We start from the raw sequence: 18,055 nt of genomic DNA, 5'->3' as shown, positions 1-18,055 counted from the left end.
TCATCCCATGTATTTTAATAGTCGTTTTTATAAATCGCAAAAACCCATTCAACAAAAAAACCTTATGCTACAAAGATACCATGCCTCGCCTATGCTGTGAAATGTACGAAAAGACTCTTCTTTCGCCTTCTCTGCCCGCCGCCGCTCGGGTTATAATGGACTGCATGCGGTTAGGGTGTTTATATCATACCAAATTTATTGTGACACTGCTAAATAAAGCAACCGATGACTCATATTTTTCAGACATAAGGAGGATGCAGCCATGGTAAACACGCAGCTGGCGCCGACAGGCGTTCCAGCCCAAGTGCCGGCATCAGCCGCGCCTCCGCAGGCCAACCCCGCACCTACGCGGACCAGCCGGGAGCTGGTCAAAAATCATGAACCGGATGCCTTCTTCTTCCGCGAGTTGGAGAATAACGGCATCCTGCTGAATGCTCCGCAGATCAAAGCGGTCCGGCACGGCGAAGGCCCGATGCTGATTCTGGCCGGTGCAGGCTGCGGCAAAACGACCGTGCTCGCGGCGCGCACCGCTTATCTGCTTGCGGTTCGCCGCATCCCGGCCTCCGGCATTTTGCTCGTGACGTTCACGAGCAAGGCTGCGAGCGAGATCAAGCAGCGCATCGCCCGGATGCCGGGCGTCAGTCCCGCGGCAGCCCATGCGGTCGAGGCTCGCACGTTTCATTCGTTCGCGCTCCTGATGCTGCGCCGGAACGGATTCAAGCAGCAAATCCTGGGCGAATTCGGGGCGCAGCACACGATCATGAAAATGATTCTGCGCAGGCTCGATCCCTCGCAAACCTACCAGCCGGAAACGCTCCTTGCCGCTTTGTCCGCATGGAAGATGCAGGGCAAAAGCGCGGACGAGCTTCCGGATCATACGGACGACGAGGCCGCCGTCAGGAAGATTTTGCTGGCCTATGAAGCCTGGAAGCAGGAGAGGAACTTATGGGATTTCGACGACATCCTGCTGCAGTTTCGGCGGCGATTGGATGACCGCCTGTTTCTGAAGCGGCTGCAGAACCGGTATGCCTGGCTCATGGTCGACGAGTTCCAGGATACGAACGCCATCCAATACGAGCTGGTGCAATATCTTGCCGCGGCGCATCGCAACCTGGCCGTGGTCGGCGATGACGACCAGACCATCTATACGTTTAACGGGGCACGGCAAGAATCTATCTTGGAATTCGACAAGCTGTATCCCGAAAGCAAAATCGTGACGCTCGACATCAATTACCGGAGCGACAGCCGGATTTTGGGACTCGGCGGCGCGATCGTCCGCCATAACCGGATGCGCCGCCCCAAAGAGCTGAAAGCGGCCGGTCCCTCCGGGCGGATGCCGCAATATATCCAGCCGTCGCATCCCGAAGAGGAGGCTGCATGGGTTGTCGATCATATCACGCAGCAGGTCCGAAACGGAAACGCCGCTTACAGGGACATCGCCATTTTGCACCGGACCGCGGGCAGCAGCCGTTCCGTTCTCGAGCAGCTGCTCATGCGCGGCATCCCGTTCGTTCAGTATGGCAGCCAAGCCGTCTTTTACGACCAGCCTTTGATCAAACCGCTGATGGATCATTTGCGGCTCAGCTTGAACCCGCGCAGAATGGAGTCTTTGCCGGGCGCGCTCGGTCCGCTTTATGTGCCGAAAGAAGAAGGCCATGCCTTCATCCTGGCGCAGGAACGGGAAACCCGGAAGAAATACCCTCTCATCCATTTAACCCGTTGGAGCCGGCTTCAGCCGTTTCAGCAGGCCGCCGTCAAAGAGAGGATCAAGCTGATCAAATCGCTCAAAGCGATGAAGCCGGCCTACGCGCTGCAGGAGATGCGCCGACTTTTTTACGATAAATACGTGCAGGCGGGCGATCCTCTTGTATATACGCAATATAGGGACATGGTTCTCGATTCGCTGGAGGAACTCGAAAGCGCCGCGGCGCGTTTCGATACGGTCGAACGGTTTGTCGCCTATGCGGACGAGCTTTCCCTGCGCCATGCGCAAATGGAGGCGCTCAAGGACAAAAACGAAGGCGACGCCGTTCAGCTGATGACCATCCACCGGGCAAAAGGGCTTGAGTTTCCGTACGTCTACCTGATCGGAGCAAGCGAGGGCATTCTCCCGCACAGTACGGCTTTAAAAGAGAAGCCGCCGGAGGAAATGAAAGCCGCCCGCCCCGATGAGGCCGAGGAACAAATCTATGAAGCCGCCCTCGAAGAGGAGCGGAGGCTCGCTTACGTCGCCGTGACGCGGGCCAAAGAGCGGCTATATATCAGCTCCCCGGCGTATTACCATAGCAAGCCTGCCGCCCCTTCGCGCTTTTTGCTGGAGGCTTACGGCATCAAACACAACCGTTCCAAAGAATCGCCTGCCGCTTCTTCGCGCCCTGCCGCCGCTTCCAGGCAGCGGACCCGTTAAGGCATCCTTGAACGGCATACTTATGTACCACGGTTGAGACAAAATTTATATCATTGGGCCCGGGCGCTCTAATGAAATCTCGGCTTTAAAAAAGACCCTTAAGCTCCCATGCGATCGGGAATGCTTAAGGGTTTCATTTTGTAAATTGCAAAACAAGCCAACTTTTTTTTGCGAAAAGGACATATGACGCTTTTGCCATGGCTCCCACTTTTCAGGTAAAATAAGAAGTGTGGAACCGGAAATTCATCCGGTCGAGCAGTACACAAAAAAAGCAGATATAGGAGAACCGACCATTGAAAGAAGAATCGAATCATCAGCTTGCAGTGGGCTCTGTCACCCTGAAGGATTTGGAAAAGCTTGATATCGAGAACAATTTGCTGAACCAGTTCAATGAATGGAAAAGGCTTCCGATGCTTTATAAGCTTGCCCTGGAGGAGCTCCAGAATAAAATCAAACTCATCAAGACGGAGCTGAAGCTTCAAGACGGCTACAGCCCCATTGAGCATATTAAGGTCCGGATCAAGGAACCCAAAAGCATTATCAATAAGCTGGAGCGCAAGGGCATCGATTTTACGCTGAACAATATTTTGACCCACATCCATGATATTGCCGGCATGCGGATCGTTTGCGCTTTTGTGCAAGATATTTATCGTCTGCTGGACCATTTTGCCCACCGGGACGATATCCGCATTATCGAGATCAAGGATTACATCGCCAATCCAAAACCTAACGGTTACCAGAGCCTCCATGTCATCGTCGAAGTCCCGCTCATCTTGTTCGAAGGCACGCGCTGGATGAAGGTCGAAATCCAAATGCGCACGCTTGCGATGGATTTCTGGGCCAGCATGGAGCATATCATTTTCTACAAATACGACAAACAAGTGCCAAAACATGTGGTCAGCGAATTGAAGGAAGCCGCCGTGGCCGCCGACAAGCTGGACCATCAAATGCTCCGTTTGCGCGACGAAATCCTGGCTTCCGCCGGAGAGTATTATCCGCAGGAATTGCAGGAGGTTCAGGAGGAGTAGGCGCATTGCCGAATGCTCATTAAAAAAAGGACGGATCTGGCCCTAAAGCCTGTCCGTCCTTTTTTTAGATATGAGAAAATTTCCTCTAAGCAGATCCTTTTCCTACAACTTAATATTCGCCTCGTCAAAATACTCTTCCAGCGTCATGCCGCTTTGGGCCACATCTTTAGCGAGATCCACGCCGATATAGCGGATGTGCCACGGTTCGTACACGTAACCGGTAATGTCGTCGCGTCCTTTCGGATACCGGACTACGAAGCCGTAGTCTGGCGCATGCTCGGCAAGCCATTTTCCTTCCCGGGAATCGCCGAAGTTCTCTTCCAGATCATTGTTGACGCTCGGGCTGGATACGTCGATCGACAAGCCGGTCTGATGCTCGCTTGTTCCCGGGACGGCGCTTACGCTCGAAGCGTAGGCTTCGCCTTTGGTCCGAACGTTGTTTTCGTAAATGGCCTTTTGCCGCTTGTAGGAACGGTACCCCGATACCGCGCGCAGCTCGATGCCGTCCTCTTTCGCCCCGGCAAACAGATTCTCGAGGGCTTCCGCCGCTTCCTTGCGCAAATGGCGTTTCTCATGCGGTCCGTCAAAGGAAAACGGAACGTTCGGTTCCACGAGATCCGTCGGTTCATAGCCGTCCGGCAAGCTTCGCTGCTTGTTGACAATGACCGTCATCGCCTCCGGATTCGTGACCACTTCTTTTCCGTCCACTTCCTTAATCGTCGTCTGCAGCGAGCTCTCGCTGCGCTTCAGCATGACGGGATCTGCCGGAACCTGGTTTTCCTTGTCGCTGTTGCCTGCTCCTTTCAGGGCTTGTCCCTGTTCGCCGCCGGACCCGCCCGTCTTCTGGCAGCCGCTCAGCGCGGCCGTCGAAAGCGCAAGCGCGGTCACCAGCAGGCAAGTCCACAATCCCTTTTTCCACGTATGCTTGCTCATGTCCATTCTCCTAACTCTGCCTCACCAGTTCATTTATGTCCATTGTACTTGATTCTTGTCGATGCGGCAAAAGAAGTCGAATTATGCTGCAAATGGCCATGGGGCTTGGTTGTATAACTCGGCAAGCAGGCGTGCAACCCTTTTGGCTTCATCGGGCCGAATCCTTGATGAGGCTTAAGCGCTCCCGCGCTTTTTCGGCCGTTTCGGTCGTGATCCGGCGGACGATCTGCTCCGCGTTTTTCACCCCCGGCAGCAGCGCCGCCCAATCGTCGATCTGCAGCTCTCCCGTAGGTTCGGCCTGCAAATGAACCTTTACATCATGGTATTCCGCGCCCGGTTCATGAAGCTTCCCCTGTTCCGCGGCCTCCGCCAGCCATTCCCCTGCCGACGGGCCCGCTTTCCCTTTTTCCTCCAGCTTGCCTAAAGCTTCGCTGTCGTCGGACTCGGCAGCCGGCGGCACCCGCTCGGCCCAATCCCGGAAAACGTCGTTCAGCAGCCGCTCCTTTGGCAGCCCAAGCAGGGTCAAGCGGAGCACGGGTTCATCCTGAAACTTCCGCTCCGCTTCTGCCAAGACCGCACGGACATGCCCGCATCCGTTCTTGCCGCAGCCGCATTCCGCCCGGTCCCAATCCGGCGCATACCGGGACTTGACGTCCTCCTCAAGCCATAAAGGGGGCCGGCTTCTCAGCAGAGCGTACAGCTCATAGGGATGTCCGGACAGCTCCTTCACAATATCCGCGGCTTCCTCCGCGGAAAACGGCGCAAACGGGATATGCGCCTCAAAGGGTCCGCCCTTTTCGGGCGTTCCCGGAGTCACTGCCGGTGCGATTTTCGCATGAATCCAGCCGGGTACAATATTCAGCTCGAACGGTTTTATGTTTTGGTTCATCGTACCCCTCCCGGTTGCTTTTTGGTACTTTGCGGGTTACATCCAGTCTTCTCCCTGAAGCGTAATCAGTTCCCGAAGCTCGCTGTCGGACATTTCGGTCAGCCACGTTTCCCCGGAGCCGACGACCTGCTCGGACAACGCCTTTTTATGCTCGATCAGCTCATCGATCCGTTCCTCCAGCGTGCCTTGGCAGATCAGCTTGTGCACCTGGACGTTTTTCTGCTGGCCGATGCGGAACACGCGGTCCGTCGCCTGGTTTTCCACCGCGGGATTCCACCACCGGTCGTAATGCAGCACGTGGTTGGCGCGGGTCAGGTTCAGGCCGACGCCTCCGGCTTTAAGCGAAAGCACGAAAAACGGCGAACCCTTCCCGTTCTGAAACGCTTCTACCATTTGATCCCGCTCCTGCTTGGAGACGCCCCCGTGCAAAAAGGACGGCTTGACGCCGTAGCGCTGTTCCAGGCGCGATACGATCAAGTGCCCCATCTCCACGTATTGCGTAAAGATCAAAGCCGCCTCCCCGGACTCCTGAATCTGGTCGAGGAGCTCCAGGAGCCGCTCCATTTTTCCCGAAGACTCGCCTTTTGCGCCTCTTTCTTCCTTTCCGAGCAGCTGCGGCGAATCGCAAATCTGCTTCAGCTTGGTCAGCGAGGACAGCACAAGCCCTTTGCGCGCGATGCCGGTTTCTTCCCCGATTCTCTCCATCACCTGCTCGACGACCGCCTGGTACATGACGCCCTGAACCGGCGTAAGTGCGCAATACGACTTGATCTCCAGCTTCTCAGGCAGATCCTTGCGAATATCCGGGTCGCTCTTGAGGCGCCGCAGCATGAAAGGGGCTACGAGTTTGTGCAGCTCCTGCAGCTTGGACGCTCCCGCCTCGCTTGCCGTATAACGCTGCCGGAACGAAGACGCGGAACCGAGATACCCCGGATTCAAAAAGTGAAAAATCGACCACAGCTCGCCAAGCCGGTTCTCCACCGGCGTGCCCGTCATCGCGATCCGGTGGGGGGCCGACAGCTTCATGACGCTCTGGGCTTGCTTGGTGCGATGGTTTTTAATATATTGCGCTTCGTCCAAAACGACGGAAGCCCATGCCATCGCGGCCAGGTCGGCTCCGTCCCTCCCCGCCAGATGATAGGTGGTCAGGACAAGGTCGTGTTTGGCCGCTTCCTCCAGAAACGGTTCGCCATGCAGCCGCCGGTTGCCGTGATGGATGTACAGGTTCAGGTCCGGTGCAAACCGCTGCAGCTCGCGCTGCCAGTTGCCGAGCAGCGAAGTCGGGCATATGATCAGGACCGGGTTCATGTCCTTCCGGTGCTGCTCCAGCAAGCAGGTAATCACCTGTATGGTTTTGCCGAGGCCCATATCATCCGCGAGGCACACGCCAAAGCCCATATCCCTCATGGCGGACAGCCATTGAAATCCCCGCTCCTGATACGGACGGAGCACGCCGTGAAGCGAGGCCGGCACCGGCCTTGCCGGTACCTTGCGCGGGCCGTCTTCCCCCAGCAAGGACTCCAGGTATCCCGTCGTTTCCAGCCCAAGGACCGGGATGCCCTTCCATAAACGTTCCCCGCCATCCTCCGCCGATAAATGGAGCCATTCCGACAGATCCATTTCGCCTTCGTCATGTTTTTTCAAATACCGCAGCACTTGGCGGATTTCCTTCAGATCAAGCTCGATCCATTCCCCGCGGAATTTGACGTAAGGCAGGGCCGCTTCAGAGAGCTCGGCCAGCTCCTCGCGCGAGAGGGTCAAGCCGTCAAGCGCCGCTTCAACGCGGAAAGAGACAAGCTGCTCCATGCCGATCACGGGAAGGCCCGGTTTCGTATCGTCGGATTGCATTTTCAAAGTCAGTCCGACCCGCCTCCGCCCCTTGCGACTCCATTTGGACGGCATTTGCACGGTCATGCCCGCCTCGTTCAGCCGGGGCACCGAATGGCGCACAAAGGCCACCATCTCTTCGCTCGACAGCTCCATTCCCTGAGGCGCGGGCTCGCAAAGCGCTTGCGCCAGCTCGGGAGACAGCGCGGCCGCTTCTCCGAGAAGGTTCAGCATTTGCTCCTGCACGTTCTCGTATATTTTTCCCCGCCGGTGAATATGGCGTTCACGGTATCCCCAAATCGCCGCCACCGGCAGCCAGGCGCCGAATTCGTCCTGGAATTCCGCCCAAAAGGTGACTTTCCACCGTTCCTGTTCCTCCGTATGGTTCGGGGTCAAACGAAATCCGAGCTGCAGCCGGCCGTGTCGGGAACGCTCCTCATCCTGCGGGCCCTCGGGGATCGATGTGCAGCCCACAGCGGCCACTTCCTCGCCCAAGGCCGTCACTTCCTCCGTCGTTCCCTGAACGGAAATCGTCCGGCTCGCCGTCAGCAGACTGTTCCACCAAAGCTCCGCCAGCGGCGACGTGCCGCGGCGGTAATCGGCCTGGTGCCGCGACAGCTTTCCTTCCTCCGTCCGCACGACCTCCTGTACGCTCGCGTGGATCATGGCGCTGAGAAAAGAATGCAGCACCGCCGCCCCCGCCTCATGTTTCGTCAGCGGTTCGCTTCCAAGAAGCGCGGGCACGCCCAATCCGACCGGCGGCATCGCGCCGGCCAGCTGCCTGAAGCGTTCAACGTCATCCGGATCGCTCAGCTTCGGCTTCCAGGTGCCCGTCAGCGCAAGCACGCCAGCGCGCCGCCGGGAGCCTCCCGCGGATACCTCGGCCGTTCCCGGCGCGATTTGGCCGCGAAGCATCAGCTCCAGCGCAAAACGCGCCGCCTTGACCCAGTATCCCATCTCCGCTCCCGGCTGAAGGCCAAGGCGCGCGCAGGCGGATTCGTCCCATCCGAGCAGCATGTGAAAGGCGTCCGCCGGCGTCAGGGCAAGCCCTTCCAGCGTCCTCCCCATCAGCTGCCGCCGCTCCCCGCGCCGGGCCGTGCGCTGCGAAGCCGAAGGCGAAGGATACCGCAGCTCAGCCAGCCGCAGCACCGCCTGCTTGAAAGGCTTCGCCCCGTCCGAAAGCTGAAGCGATTTGACGACTTTGCTCCAAGCGTCGACTCTCGGCTCGGACATTTCTCCCGAAAAACAAAAAAACACGTCACCTAGCCATACGCCATATAGCGGTTGATTCATGGTTGTCTCCTGTCGTTCCTTGATTAGACATAATATCTTCATCTTATACGAAAACGGCCGAATTTAAAAACCTCAATCGCATTTTCATCGCTCAAAATAGCATTCGGGGAGCGCTGCGACAGATCGGGGCCCCGGATTTCCCGCGGCTTCGCCCGAACCCCGAACGGGCCCCTTCCGGATCGCATAAAAAGCCGAAGCCCGTTCCCCGGTTCATTCCCGGCGAAACAGGCTTCGGCCTTGCGCTGCTTTATTATTTTGCGGTTTCGATGGTCCAGCTTGCCCCGGCCGATCGGTCGGCCGTTTGAATGATCAGGCTGCCGTTGTCGTCCACATGCCAGCCTTCCGCGCCTTCCTGCAGCTGCTCCGCAGAAACGGATTCAAGTCCCGTCACTTCTTTCACAGCAAAGTCCGGGCGGTGAAGCTTAAACCGCAGCAGGCTCCGGTTCGCTTCGTATTTTCTATGCGCATAGGCATACGACAGCCCGAGGCCTCCCTCTTTGCCTTCAAGGCACACGTTCAAACGGGAGTAGGTTTGGTCACGGTAATCATAAGTGGCGCCGTCATCCTCGTATAAGCTGTACTCCGCTTTGAATCCGATCCGGGCTGCGGCCCCGTAAATGTGGAACGTCACGTTCCCGTTCGTCTGGTCGTCCGCATGCTGGGTCAGCGCCCCTTCGGGAACGACGGACCCGGCTTTGACGTACATCGGCATCGTCTCGAGCGGGCAGGAGGCGAGAATATAACGTCCCCCTTCCAGCTTTTCGCCCGTCCAGTAATCAAACCATGCTCCTTCGGGTAAATAAACGGCACGGTGATCCGTATCCGGGCGGTACACCGGCGCGATCAGCACCGAATCGCCGAGCAGGAACTGGTCGCAAAGATTCGTCACATTCGGGTCGTCCGGATATTCCAGCACGAGCGGACGAATGACCGGCATGCCCGTCATCGAAGCTTCCTGGAACAGGTTGTAAATATGCGGCAGCCAGCGGTAACGGAGACCGATGTACTTCCGGATGATCTCTTCCGTCTCGGTGCCGAACGCCCAAGGCTCCTGACGGAGCGTATCGATCGCGGAATGGTTGCGGAAATACGGGAAAAACGCGCCCATCTGCGTCCACCGCACAAGCAGCTGTCCCGACGTATGGTGGGCGAAGCCGCCGATATCGGGCCCGGCGAAAGGCAAACCCGACAATCCCATGTTCAGCACCATCGGCATCGCAAGCGCCATATGCTCCCAGAAGCTGCGGTTATCCCCCGTCCACACCGCCGCGTAACGCTGAATGCCCGCGTATCCCGCACGGGTCAGGACGAACGGCCGCCGGTTGTCCAGCTGCCGCTTCAGCCCCTCCGCCGTCGCCTTCGACATGAGCAAACCGTACAAATTATGCAGCTCCTCATGCGTCTTCATATCGCCGTTGTTCCGGTGGATCACGTCGAGGTCCATCGTTTTGCTTTCATTAAATACAGCCGGTTCGTTCATGTCGTTCCAAATGCCTTCAATCCCGTTCTCCGTGTAAAAGGAATGCAGATCGCCCCACCACTTCGACGTCCGGTCGTCGGTGAAATCCGGGAACGCGCTCGTTCCGGGCCATACCTCGTCAAAGTAAATGCCGCCTTCGAGCCTGGTGCAGAAATGCTCCTGCTGCACGCCTTCCCGGTACACGGGGTATGTCGGATCCTTTTTCACGCCGGGATCGACGATCGGCACGATGCGGATGCCCATATCGCGCAGCTCCTTCATCATCGCCTGAGGATCCGGAAAACGGACCGGGTCGAACGTAAATACCCGATATCCGTCCATATAATGGATATCCAAATAAATGACGTCGCACGGGATGTTTTTATCGCGGAAGGTGCGCGCGAGCTCCAATACCTCTTCCTGATCCATGTAGCTGTAGCGGGACTGATGGTACCCAAGCGCCCATTTCGGCGGCAGCTCGATGCGCCCGGTCAGCGACGTGTAGCGTGTCACGACGTCTTTCACCGACGGGCCGGCGATGAAATACAAATCATAGTCCCCGGTGCTGCAGCCCATCGCAAACGATTCGGCATGCGTCCTCATATCCACTTCGGTCCGGCCCGGGTTGTCGAGGAAGAGGCCGTAGCTCGTTCCGCCGCTCATATGGATCACGAACGGAATCGACTGGTACAACGCCTCGATTTCCGGCACGTGGGGCGCGTAAACGTCCGTGTTCCAGTTCGTGTAACGTTCGCCGCGTTTGTCGAGGAAGCTCGATTTCTCCCCGAGGCCGTAAAAATGCGAATCCTGCGGCATATCGTAAAGCGCATGGACGCCGCTGCGCGGATGGAAGGCAAGGCTTTTCTGATGGCAGAGAACCTTGCCCTCCGTGTCGCGGACCGTAAGCGCAAACGTGGATTTGTCGACCTCAAGCGCGATCAGGGAAGAACGAAGGACCACCCGGTCGCCGGTTTCCTCCAGCTCGATGCCGCTTTCGCTTTTTTGCCGGAATGCGGGATCGATGGCCACCGTCGCGGATAAGTCCGGCTCGCCTTTTCTGAAAAATTTGATGCGGAATATGCCCTCCGCCGGGAACAATACGGCCGCGCCGCCGCGCTCCCCCCGCAAAACAAACGTATCCCCGCGCCGCTCGCTTTTTTGAAACCTGCCTACGTCCTTCCACTGCTCGCCATTTCCCGCCGCTCCGTATTTGTCCGGGCGGATCGCTTCGCTTCCTTCCATTGCTCTCGCTCCTTCTTCTTGTTGCGGGATTTTGCGTTCATCCGGTTGCCCTGATTACGCGCACAACCCATTTTTTCATATCCCATACCCAATCCTTGATGGAAAGAGGCTCCTTCGAATGATCAAAGGGAGCCTCCGTTTACCGGCCAAAAGCCGCTGCATTTCTTTATTTCTTCAGGTTATCCCAAGTTTTTTGGAAGTCCGCAAGGAGCTGGTCTTTATCCGATTTGCCTGCAATATAGCTTTGCATGCTCGAACCGAATTCATTCCATGCGCCTTCCGGGAATCTGGCGAACTGCCAGCTCAGCACCTTGTTTTCCTTGCTGTATTTCAGCACTTCCGCGCCCAGCGCGCCGAGATCCTGTTCCGTGGCATTGATGCTCTTGAACGCCGGGATGAACTTAAATTCTTTGGTGATGTAGTTTTTGCCTTGATCGGACGTCACGAGCCAGTTCAAAAATTCCTTCGCGTCGTCTTTCACCTTGGAATTTTTGTTGACGACCCAGTTGTTCGGCACGCCGACGAGCAGCTTGTCGTTTTCTTCCGCGTTATCGCTGATCGGCATCGGCAGGAGGCCGATGCTCATGTTCGGCGTAATGCCGTCGATTTGCACCTGCGTCCAGTTGCCCTGCTGCGTCATGGCGGCCTGGCCGTTCGCGAACATGGTCATTTCCGTGTTGTAATCGGTTGTCAGCGGGTTTTTGTTGCCGTATTTCAGCGTCAGGTCAAACAGCTTCATCAGCCCGTCCATTTCCGGGTTGCCCGCGAATTTGGCCGTGCCTTTGTTCAGTCCGTCGATGTACGCGCCGGGATCCTTCTGATGGGAAAACGCCACGTTCAGCGTATGCTGTCCCAAAATCCAGCCTTCCTGGTATCCGTTGACGAACGGCGTGATGCCGGCGTCCTGCAGTTTTTTGGCGGCTGCGTCCAGCTCGGTCAGCGTTTTCGGAATTTCCGTGATGCCCGCTTTTTTGAACAGATCCTTGTTGTAAACGAAGCCGTAGCCTTCCAAGTTCATCGGCATGCCGTAAATTTTGCCGTCTTTTGTTATTTGGTCCTTGGACACGTCCACCATGTCGCCGACCCATTTTTCATTCGACAGGTCTTCAAGCTTGTCCGACCAAGTGTTCAAATCGGTGTACCCGCCGACGTTAAAAATGTCGGGCTCTTCGCCTGAAGCGAATTTCGCCTTCAACGCCGCGCCGTAATCGGAGCCGCCGCCGACCGTTTGGATATCCAGCTTGATGCCCGGATGGCTTGCCTCGTAATCGGCCTTCAACTTATTGAGCGCTTCCGCGATTTCCACTTTGAACTGGAAAATATGAATCGTTTTTGTGCCGCCTTGTCCTTCGCTGCCGCCACTCGCCGTTTTGTCTGTTTTCGAGCCGCAGCCCGCCAGCACGACGGAAAGCGCGAGCATCGAAGCGAGCGTGATTTTGGAACGTTTTTTCATGAATGAATCCTCCCTTTTCGTTTTTCCGATGTCAAACGAGAATCATATCCAAAAGCTTATTTTGTAACCGTTTACTTCTCCATTATAGAGTCGGGCAAAACCGATGAGCACTTACGATATTGACGAAACAGGGGGAACGGATTGACCTGTCCGGTTCGCCCCGTTCCAGCCCGCATCAGCCTTTGACCGCGCCCTGCGTAATGCCTTCGACGATATATTTTTGCATCGCCAGGAAAAATACGATGACCGGCAAGATGCCGAGCACGAGCGCCGGCAGCGCCAGATCCCACTGCTTCGTGAACTGGCCGAAAAACGCAAACGTGGCGATCGGTATCGTCCGCAGGTCCGCGCTTTGCAGCACCAGGGACGGAAGCAGATAGTCGTTCCAGATCCACAGCGTATTTAAAATGATAACCGTAACGAACATCGGTTTCAAAAGCGGCAGCACGATCCGGAAAAAAGTGCCGTAAGTATTGGTTCCATCCACCCGCGCGGCCTCCTCGATTTCCAGCGGTATCGATTTGACGAACCCGTGGAACAGGAATACGCTAAGCGGCACGCCGAAACCCAGGTAGCTCACGATCAATCCCGGTATGCTGTTCATCAAGCTAAGCGAGCTCATCACTTTCACGAGCGGAATCATGATCGACTGGAACGGAATGACCATCGCCGCGACGAAAACGGCGAACAAAAACCGGTTGAAACGGCTGTTGTGGCGAACCATCCGGTACGCCGCCATCGCGCTGAACAACGCGAGCAGCGCGTTGCTGAATACGGTGACGATCAGCGAGTTTTTGAAGGCCGACGGAAAATTCGTCATGTCCCACGCCTTGCTGTAGTTGTGCCATTCGAAGCTTTTCGGCCAGCTGGCGGCATTGGTCAGCAGATCGCCGAACGTTTTGACCGAGTTCACGAACAGGAAGTAGAACGGAATCAGAAAGAGCAGCGCGATGACAACCATGACGATTTCGGTCGCGAGCGTCCCGAAGCGGTATTTTTTGGATACTTCCATCACGATTCAACCTCCTTCGATTTCGTCAATTTCACCTGCAGACTCGTAATGACCGCCACGACAACGAAGAATATGATCGCTTTGGCGGTGCCCAGCCCGTAACGGTTGTTCTGGAACGCCTCGTTGTAAATGTTCAGCGCCACCGATTCGGTCGAGCGGAACGGCCCGCCTTTCGTGAGGGACAGGTTCAAGTCGAACATTTTGAACGACCAGGAGATCGCCAGGAACAAACAAACGGTAACGGCCGGCATGACAAGCGGCATAATGACCGTTTTCAAAATTTGCAGCCTGCTCGCCCCGTCGATTTCCGCCGCTTCGATAATGTCCTTCGGAATGTTGTTGATCGACGAAATGTAGATGACCATCAAATAACCCGCGGTTTGCCAAACGAACACGATCACGATGCCCCAAAACGCGGTCGTCGCGTCGCCGAGCCAGGGCAGGTTGAAGAAATGCCAGCCGGTGGCATCGCCCACCGCGGAGAACCCTTTGACGAAAATGAACTGCCAAATAAATCCAAGCAGCAGGCCGCCGATCACGTTCGGCATAAAAAAGACGGTGCGCAGCACGTTGCGCGTCTTTAGCGGCTTCGTCAGGAAATACGCCAGGAAAAATCCGAGCAAATTAGTTAAAATAATGCCGATGACCGTAAAACGGACCGTAAACCAGAAAGCCTTCCCAAAGTCGGGATCTTTCGTTAATATTTGTTTGAAATTGTCGATGCCGACCCAAGCGACCTCGCCGGATACCCCATTCCAGCTCGTAAAGGAATAATAGAGGCCCAGCAGGAACGGAATCACAATAATGACGGTAAAAAAGAGCGTGGATGGCCCCACGAACACCAGCTGCTGAAACAGCCCGGACGTTTTTTTGCGATTCATCCCGATTCTCCCCTTTTCGAAGTACTCTAACTGTCTGTAGGTCAAGTATGCAGGAATGCGTTTACAAAAAACACGGAGGATCGTGAACCGTTAGGGGGAAAATATTGATATGCCGAAAACAGGCCATTACGTCAAAGAAGGGGATAAACCGATCAAGTTCCGCAGCATCCGCTCGCGGCTGATCCAGTTCATGCTTCTGGCCACGACGATCCCGCTCCTGCTGTCCATCAGCATCACGTACATCCATACGAAGGAAACCATCAAGGAGCAAGCGCTGGAAGAAAACCGGCATTTGATTTTCCAGGGAAAAACGAATGTCAGCAATTATTTGGACAATATCAACAAAGCATCGCTCGTGGTGTACAACGACGCCAATTTTTTGCGGAACCTGCGCAAAATCCCGGATGATTACCGGGCCGTCGCCGAGGTGTTTACGCTGCTGCAAAACATTCAAAACACGGTCGGCGGCATCGAGCGGATCTACCTGCATGCTTCGCAATCCAACCAGTCGACGCTCGTGACGCCGGCCACGTTTCCGAAAAGGGAGTTTCGTCCCGTGCCTTATGTCAGCACCGTGCCTTACGAAAAATTCACGACCGCGATCGAGCCGACCCATAACAGCCATGACTATGGGTTTCCCCCGTCGCCGACCTCGTATACGAAACGCAGGGTGTTTACTTTCCACCGGACCATCACCAACATCCCTTCGGAAAAGGTGCTGGGCGTGCTGGCCATCGACGTCAGGCTCGATTCGGTTGCGGCTATTTGCGAGCAGCTGTTTAATAAAAAGAACGAGCAGCTTGTCATCGTCGACCGGGGCGGAAACGTCATATATTCGGGCAGGGAAGAACAGATCGGCCAAAAGCTGCAGGATCAAGCCGTGCTTGAACATATCCGCCAAAACGACAGCGGCTACTTTGAAATGAACGGCGCGATGCATGTATACGAGAAGATGCAGACGCCTTACACCGACTGGACGATCGTCAAGCGGATCCCGAACGCCACGCTATATGAGCGGGCTACCCAGCTGACCAAAATCAATACGGCGATCGCCGTCATCGCCCTGCTGGTGATCATCTTCGGAACGCTGTTCATCTCGGTGCGCATCACCGAGCCGATCAAACGTTTGACCAGCTATATGAACCGGATCCAGTCCGGTCAGCTGAACGTCGACATCGATTGGAACAGCCGCGACGAAACGGGCATCATGTTTTCCAGGTTCAGGCAGATGATGGATACGATCAACAATCTCATTTTGCGCGAATACAAGCTGGAGCTGGCGAATAAGACCAATCAGCTCAAGGCGCTGCAGGCGCAGATCAACCCCCATTTTCTGTACAATACGCTGCAGTCGATCGGTACGCTGGCGCTCCATCATAACGTGCCGCGGATCTATGCCCTGCTCTCCTCGCTCGCGAAAATCATGCGGTACAGCATGAACAAGGGCGACGCGCTGGTGACGCTTCGGGAAGAAGCCGAGCACGCGAGGTTGTACCTCGATTTGCAAAAGGAGCGGTTCGGCGACCAGTTGGAATTTTCGATCCGCCTTGAGCCGGACACGCTGGGGGTGCCGATGCCGAAAATGATTTTGCAGCCGCTCGTCGAGAACTTTTTCAAACACGGGATGGACAACCTGAAAGACGGGCGCGGCCGTGTTGACATTATGAGCCGGATGAACCCGGACGGCGTATTGACGATTGTGATCGAAAATAACGGGGAATCGATTCCGCCGGACTTGCTGAAGCGGCTCACCTCCGAGCTTGAACGGCAGCAAAGCGGAGCACAGGCCGAATGGAGCGACGAGTACGGGATCGGGCTTCACAACGTAACGATGCGCCTGCAGTTGTACAACGAGCACGGATCGGAACTCCATATCGAAAACATCGAGCCGCAAGGCGTCCGGATCACTGCGCAAATACACACCAAAGCGACACAGACGAAGGAGAATGAGGAATCATGAAGGTTTTGATTGCGGATGACGAAAAGCATGTGAGGGATGCGATAAAAATGCTGGCCGATTGGGACAGGCACGGCGTCACCGCCATCCTTGAGGCTTCCGACGGACAATCGGCTGTAGAGATCATCACAGAGGAATCCCCCGAAATCGTCATGACCGATATGCGCATGCCGCGAATGGACGGAACAAAGCTGCTGGAATGGATCAAGGAGAACCGTCCCTCCGTTAAAGCGGTCGTCATCAGCGGATACGACGATTTCGAGCTGGTGCGCCATACGATCCGGAGCGGCGGCCTGGATTATATCCTCAAGCCCGTCGATCCGGATGCGCTGAACGACGCGCTCGGCAAGGCGGTGGAGGCTGCGCGCGCCGAAGCGCTTCAGAACCGTCTCAGCACGCGTCAAAACATGGAGCTTAACCGCATGCGGCCGCATTACGCGGACAAGCTGCTGACCGACCTCATCGGCGGCCATGGCGGCAAAGAGGACCTTGTACGGCAGCTGCGGGACGAATTCGGCCTTCCGGGCGACGCAGCCTTCTGCCGCGCGGCCGTCATCAGCACGGCCCAATTGGATCAGGAGGTATTGAACAAGTTCGCGCAGATGCCTGAGCTGCTGTACTTTACGCTGATCAACATCTGTAACGAGGTGCTGCTATCCGGACAAAAAGGCATCGCTTTTCACCATTTGGGACGCCCCGAGGAAATCGTCCTTCTTCTATGGGACGAGACGATGCCCCTGCAATCCGTGCTGGAGGACATCCGCAAAGGCATCGACCTGACGCTGCGCCGCCAGGTGCATATCGGCGCCGGAACGCGCCTGCCCTTTCCTCAAGGTGCTGCCCAGTCCTACCAGGAGGCCCGCCAGGCGCTGTGGCAGCGGAACGCCGCCGACGCGTCGGGCTGGCTGCATGCCGGAGTGCCTCAGCCCCCAAAACCGTTGCGGCTTGGCGCGCACGAGGAGAGTTTTCGGCTGGCGGCGCTCAGCGGCAGCGCGGAAAAAATCGGCGCCGCGGTGGACGCCTGGATGAACCAGGTCCGGGAACTGGGTGCGGTAACGCCGGAGCAGCTTGCGCAGTGGAATGCCGAATGGGACTGGATGCTGAAGCAGTGGATGGACCAAAATTCGGATCAAACCCCGAACGGCGCGGAAAAGGATGTGCTGCTCGAGCTGCCGCGGTCGCTCCCGCTCGATCCGCAAGGAAGGCTCTCCTTCCCCCTTTGGAAAACCCAATACGAAGGCCGGCTGACGGCGGCCAGCCGCATCCTGACGCAGCAGCACTCCCGGGAGAACCACATCATCCACGATATCGCCGCATATCTGGAGAACCATTATGCCGAAGATATATCGCTGCAGGATATGGCCGCCCGTTTTTTTCTGAGCCGCGAATACATTTCGAGACGCTTCAAGCAGGAATTCGGCGTCAACATCTCGGATTTCCTGGCGGGCGTACGCATCGAAAAGGCGAAGCTGCTGCTGCTCAATCCGCAGCTGCGCATTGCCCAAATCGCCGAAATGGTCGGATACCAGGACGAAAAATATTTCAGCAAAGTATTCAAAAAGCAGGAAGGCCGCACCCCCAACGAATACCGGAAGGAGCAAGCGGTGCGCTGACGAGGCGGCAAGGTGCTGCTTGAGATGCGACCGAGTCGCTCTCCTCCTTTTTAAACGGCCT

The 18,055-nt window shown here is 56.4% G+C and carries 11 protein-coding genes; 4 read left to right on the top strand and 7 right to left on the bottom strand.

The window, feature by feature from the left end:
• Nucleotides 1-262 precede the first annotated feature (262 nt).
• Together RJP21_RS02350 and RJP21_RS02345 are read left to right on the top strand one after the other, a co-directional pair.
• On the top strand, nt 263-2,407 hold the full coding sequence (locus tag RJP21_RS02350) for an ATP-dependent helicase (RefSeq protein ID WP_310857929.1): 2,145 nt from the start codon (nt 263-265) through the stop codon (nt 2,405-2,407).
• A gap of 410 nt (nt 2,408-2,817) precedes the next feature.
• Entirely contained in the window at nt 2,818-3,435 is a 618-nt protein-coding gene (locus RJP21_RS02345; protein ID WP_160039803.1) for a GTP pyrophosphokinase, read from the top strand.
• Nucleotides 3,436-3,537: 102 nt separating this feature from the next.
• Here the strand turns inward: RJP21_RS02345 and RJP21_RS02340 are convergent, their stop codons facing one another.
• From RJP21_RS02340 to RJP21_RS02310, 7 genes are all read right to left on the bottom strand, one after another.
• Complete coding sequence (locus RJP21_RS02340; RefSeq protein WP_310857928.1) at nt 3,538-4,368, bottom strand: M15 family metallopeptidase; 831 nt, start codon at nt 4,366-4,368, stop codon at nt 3,538-3,540.
• Between the two features lie 148 nt (nt 4,369-4,516).
• Nucleotides 4,517-5,257 carry a hypothetical protein gene (locus RJP21_RS02335; protein ID WP_310857927.1) on the bottom strand — a complete coding sequence of 247 codons (741 nt, stop codon included), beginning with the start codon at nt 5,255-5,257 and terminating at the stop codon, nt 4,517-4,519.
• A gap of 36 nt (nt 5,258-5,293) precedes the next feature.
• Nucleotides 5,294-8,377, bottom strand: coding sequence for a DEAD/DEAH box helicase (locus tag RJP21_RS02330; protein WP_310857926.1), 3,084 nt, complete (start codon nt 8,375-8,377; stop codon nt 5,294-5,296).
• Between the two features lie 250 nt (nt 8,378-8,627).
• A complete protein-coding gene (locus RJP21_RS02325; protein WP_310857925.1) occupies nt 8,628-11,078 on the bottom strand; it encodes a glycoside hydrolase family 31 protein in 2,451 nt (816 codons plus the stop codon).
• A gap of 166 nt (nt 11,079-11,244) precedes the next feature.
• Nucleotides 11,245-12,531, bottom strand: a complete 1,287-nt coding sequence (locus RJP21_RS02320; protein ID WP_310857924.1) for an ABC transporter substrate-binding protein — start codon at nt 12,529-12,531, stop codon at nt 11,245-11,247.
• A gap of 175 nt (nt 12,532-12,706) precedes the next feature.
• A complete protein-coding gene (locus tag RJP21_RS02315; RefSeq protein WP_160039805.1) occupies nt 12,707-13,543 on the bottom strand; it encodes a carbohydrate ABC transporter permease in 837 nt (278 codons plus the stop codon).
• Complete coding sequence (locus RJP21_RS02310) at nt 13,543-14,424, bottom strand: carbohydrate ABC transporter permease (RefSeq protein WP_160038958.1); 882 nt, start codon at nt 14,422-14,424, stop codon at nt 13,543-13,545. The genes RJP21_RS02315 and RJP21_RS02310 overlap by 1 nt, the downstream gene beginning before the upstream one ends.
• A gap of 151 nt (nt 14,425-14,575) precedes the next feature.
• On the opposite strand from RJP21_RS02310, the gene RJP21_RS02305 reads away from it, so the two are divergent.
• Both RJP21_RS02305 and RJP21_RS02300 read left to right on the top strand, forming a co-directional pair.
• Entirely contained in the window at nt 14,576-16,384 is a 1,809-nt protein-coding gene (locus RJP21_RS02305; protein ID WP_310858120.1) for a cache domain-containing sensor histidine kinase, read from the top strand.
• Complete coding sequence (locus RJP21_RS02300) at nt 16,381-17,994, top strand: response regulator (RefSeq protein WP_310857923.1); 1,614 nt, start codon at nt 16,381-16,383, stop codon at nt 17,992-17,994. Before RJP21_RS02305 ends, RJP21_RS02300 begins: the two co-directional genes overlap by 4 nt.
• Nucleotides 17,995-18,055: the final 61 nt, after the last annotated feature.

It is taken from the genome of Paenibacillus sp. VCA1 (genome assembly GCF_031583795.1).
GTDB lineage: Bacteria > Bacillota > Bacilli > Paenibacillales > Paenibacillaceae > Paenibacillus_AQ > Paenibacillus_AQ albilobatus.
This window is presented reverse-complemented; position numbering and strand designations above follow the sequence as displayed.

Coding starts and splice junctions, on each gene's coding strand:
- RJP21_RS02350 (WP_310857929.1), top strand. CDS start 263: ATGGTAAACACGCAGCTGGCGCCGACAGGCGTTCCAGCCCAAGTGCCG.
- RJP21_RS02345 (WP_160039803.1), top strand. CDS start 2,818: ATGCTTTATAAGCTTGCCCTGGAGGAGCTCCAGAATAAAATCAAACTC.
- RJP21_RS02340 (WP_310857928.1), bottom strand. CDS start 4,368: ATGAGCAAGCATACGTGGAAAAAGGGATTGTGGACTTGCCTGCTGGTG.
- RJP21_RS02335 (WP_310857927.1), bottom strand. CDS start 5,257: ATGAACCAAAACATAAAACCGTTCGAGCTGAATATTGTACCCGGCTGG.
- RJP21_RS02330 (WP_310857926.1), bottom strand. CDS start 8,377: ATGAATCAACCGCTATATGGCGTATGGCTAGGTGACGTGTTTTTTTGT.
- RJP21_RS02325 (WP_310857925.1), bottom strand. CDS start 11,078: ATGGAAGGAAGCGAAGCGATCCGCCCGGACAAATACGGAGCGGCGGGA.
- RJP21_RS02320 (WP_310857924.1), bottom strand. CDS start 12,531: ATGAAAAAACGTTCCAAAATCACGCTCGCTTCGATGCTCGCGCTTTCC.
- RJP21_RS02315 (WP_160039805.1), bottom strand. CDS start 13,543: ATGGAAGTATCCAAAAAATACCGCTTCGGGACGCTCGCGACCGAAATC.
- RJP21_RS02310 (WP_160038958.1), bottom strand. CDS start 14,424: ATGAATCGCAAAAAAACGTCCGGGCTGTTTCAGCAGCTGGTGTTCGTG.
- RJP21_RS02300 (WP_310857923.1), top strand. CDS start 16,381: ATGAAGGTTTTGATTGCGGATGACGAAAAGCATGTGAGGGATGCGATA.